The 3,488-nt window shown below is 40.5% G+C and carries 4 protein-coding genes; all 4 read left to right on the plus strand.

Features of this window, described 5'->3' with window-relative positions; genetic code table 11:
* The first annotated feature begins 211 nt into the window (after nt 1-211).
* Nucleotides 212-1,744 (plus strand): bifunctional GNAT family N-acetyltransferase/carbon-nitrogen hydrolase family protein, encoded by a 1,533-nt coding sequence (locus Q1V93_RS11375; RefSeq protein WP_300664786.1) that lies wholly within the window; start codon nt 212-214, stop codon nt 1,742-1,744.
* Nucleotides 1,745-1,887: 143 nt separating this feature from the next.
* Nucleotides 1,888-2,223 (plus strand): DUF6150 family protein, encoded by a 336-nt coding sequence (locus Q1V93_RS11380; protein ID WP_300664788.1) that lies wholly within the window; start codon nt 1,888-1,890, stop codon nt 2,221-2,223.
* A 65-nt stretch (nt 2,224-2,288) separates the two neighbouring features.
* Nucleotides 2,289-3,146 (plus strand): hypothetical protein, encoded by an 858-nt coding sequence (locus Q1V93_RS11385; protein WP_300664790.1) that lies wholly within the window; start codon nt 2,289-2,291, stop codon nt 3,144-3,146.
* A gap of 6 nt (nt 3,147-3,152) precedes the next feature.
* Nucleotides 3,153-3,488: hypothetical protein (locus Q1V93_RS11390; protein ID WP_300664792.1), on the plus strand; the 336-nt coding region annotated here is incomplete at its 3' end.

Raw genomic sequence — 3,488 nt, forward strand, 5'->3', positions numbered from 1 at the left:
TTTCAAATTATCCGGGTAAAATCAGCTAATCGGGTAGATTAATCTCAAAAAAACTGGGTGTAATTCCGCAATATTACGTCCTGGATTGGTCTCACTTTTCCAGTATCAGCAATTCACCGTCAAAAATGAATTCCTTTAAAATTCCTTAATTCTCATCCAACATACATCCGGTACATTTGATTTTTAGGTATCTTTTATGAAAACAAAGTTTATGGATGACGTTGACAACATTGAACTAACCTATTTAAGCATTACAGACTACGAGGAATTAAAGGAAGCCATGGTCGAATCCTACACAGGTTTGGCAAATCCTTACTGGACAAGAAAGCAGGTGGAAACATTAATCAACCAATTCCCGGAAGGACAGGTTGCGATTAAAGTCAATCAGCAAATTGCAGGTGTGGCACTTTCCATCATTGTAGATTCTTCCAAATTCGAGCATTTACATACTTACAAACAAATTACCGGGAATTATACGTTTAAAACGCACCGTCCGGATGGAAATGTACTTTACGGAATTGATGTTTTTATCAAAAAAGAGTTTCGTGGTTTGCGTTTGGGACGACGGTTGTATGATTACCGTAAGGAATTGTGCGAGAAATTGAATTTAAAAAGCATTGCCTTCGGTGGACGCATTCCAAATTATCACCATTATGCAAAGGATATGACGCCGCGTGAATACATTGAGAAGGTCAAACGGAAAGAAATACACGATCCGGTGCTCGATTTTCAGATGTCGAACGACTTTCACCCGTCCAAAATCCTGAAAAATTACCTGGAAGGTGACGCACATTCGAAAGATTATGCGGTGCTTTTGGAATGGGATAATTTGTATTACGAGAAAAAAAGCGAAGCTCCGAGTGCGATTAAAACCGTGGTTCGCCTGGGCTTGATTCAATGGCAGATGCGCCCCTACTCCAATATGGAAGATCTGATGCAGCAAGCAGAATATTTTGTCGACGCGGTTTCGGGTTATCGTTCGGATTTTGCCTTGTTTCCGGAGTTTTTCAATGCACCCTTGATGGCTGAAAACAACCACTTATCAGAACCGCAGGCAATTCGCGAATTGGCGAAATACACCAACGAAATCGTACAGCAATTTTCCAAACTGGCAATCAGCTACAACATCAATATCATTACGGGAAGTATGCCCGAGATACAGCACGATCGCCTGTTCAATGTCGGATATTTGTGTCACCGCGACGGAAGAATTGAGCGTTTCGAAAAAATTCACGTCACACCGGACGAAGCGAAGATTTGGGGAATGGAAGGCGGAAATCACCTCGAAGTGTTCGATACGGATTGCGGGAAAATCGGGATTCTGATTTGTTACGATGTGGAATTCCCCGAATTGAGCCGTTTATTGGCCGGCGAAGGAATGGATATTTTGTTTGTTCCCTTTCTGACAGATACACAAAACGGTTATTCCCGGGTGCGCAATTGTTCGCAGGCGCGTGCCATCGAAAATGAATGTTATGTGGCCATTGCCGGAAGTGTCGGAAATTTGCCGAATGTGCACAACATGGATATTCAGTATGCGCAATCCATTGTGTTCACTCCCTGCGACTTTGCCTTTCCTTCCAATGGAATCAAGGCGGAAGCAACTCCGAATACCGAGATGATCCTGATTGCAGATGTCGACATTACCTTGCTGCGGGAATTGAATCAATTCGGTTCGGTGAGAAACCTCAAAGACCGGAGAACAGATATTTACGATTTGAAGAAAAAGAAAAAAAGGGAATAGATTCGAATTACGAATTACGAATTACGAATTACGAATTACGAATTACGAAATCAAACTAATTTGGAATCCGGAATCAGGCATTCGTAATTAAAAAAAACTATTTTGGTCTCATTATTGCATACCATTTTGTCAAATAAAAAAACATGAAAAATCTAGTTACAATCCTACTTCTTTTTTTTGCATCGAATGGTGTGAATGCTCAATTGGTTTACTCCGTAGATTATGAATCTCAGGCAGATGTAAAAGTTTTTGTGGTTCAATACGAATCCCAGGCCGATCTGAAAGTTTACAAAGTCAAATATTCCTCACAGGTGGGCGAAAATGACGGGAAATGGTTCTTTACCGACTATCAGAGTCAGGCAAAAAAGACGGTTTATTTTGTCCAATATGAAAGCCAGGCAGATTTGAAAATCTTTTTCGTAGAATATGAAAGTCAGGCAGGCTGGAAAAATAATAGCAAGAAGCCTTTGATGTACTAATTGAAAATGGAGAATTGAAGAGCCTTTTACATTTTCAATTCTTAATTTTCAATTAAATTCGCGGTATGTCCTGGATAAAAAATTGGGTTAAACATCATTTCAGCAAACGCATTCACCGCGATAAACTACATCCTTCAGTTGGAATACAGCAACGTGCGCTCATGCAGCATTACCTGGTTGCGCAGGCAAATAAACAGGTTCCTGATTTTCGTACAACAGGATTTAAAGTCTTTTCTCAATTTGAAGAAGATGGATTACTGCTTTTTCTTTTTTCCCTGATCGGTGAAGGAAGTAAAACCTTTATCGAGATTGGTTCGAACGACGGAATCAACAGCAATTGCAGCAACTTAGCCATTCATTTCGGATGGTCGGGCTTATTTTTCGAAGGAGATTCCAGGCTGATCAAACGCGGAGAGAAATTCTATTCCAAAATCCCAACTCCTTATCACCCAAAACCGAAGTATGTCCAGGCGATTATCAAACGCGAAAACATCAACCAGCTGATTGAAAAAGCAGGTTTATCGGGTGAAATGGAATTGCTTTCGATTGATATCGATGGAAACGATTATTGGGTTTGGGACGCGCTTACGGTGGTTCAACCGAAAGTGGTCGTTATTGAAACGCATACCGAATTCGGAACCGAAAACATCGTGGTTCCTTATGATCCGAATTACATGTATCCCGGAAAACATCCGATCTATCACGGAGCAAGTGTTGTTGCGATGAACAAACTGGCCGAAAAGAAAGGCTATCGTTTGGTTGGAGCAAGTGATTTGGGAATTAATCAAATATATATCCGAAAAGATTTACTTTTGGAAGAGCTTCCTACCATCTCACCCGAATCAACTTTGTGGCATCCGAAAGCAAAAGCCGGACAAGCAAAGTTCCAGGAAATCAAGGATTGGGAATATTTAAAAGGATAAGATATTATGGAGACACTATTTTCAAAAGAAGCTTTAGATAAAAGCATTGAACGCATTCAGAAATTACAGCCGAATCAACAACCTGTCTGGGGAAAAATGAATACTTCCCAGATGTTGGATCACTGCAGCGAAACAATGAAAGTAGCACGCGGGCAGAAAGAACTGAAGCGTATTTTTTTAAGTTACGTATTGGGAGGAATGATGAAGAAATCGTTCTACAACGACAAACCGATTCCAAAAAACAGTCCGACACATAAAACATTTATCATCACAACCACTTCTGATTTCGAAAAAGCGAAAAAAGAATTGATCGACCATTTGACAGCTTTCCAGGAAGGCGGA

Origin of the sequence: Fluviicola sp. (genome assembly GCF_030151805.1) — a bacterium.
Classification (GTDB): Bacteria; Bacteroidota; Bacteroidia; order Flavobacteriales_D; family Crocinitomicaceae; genus Fluviicola.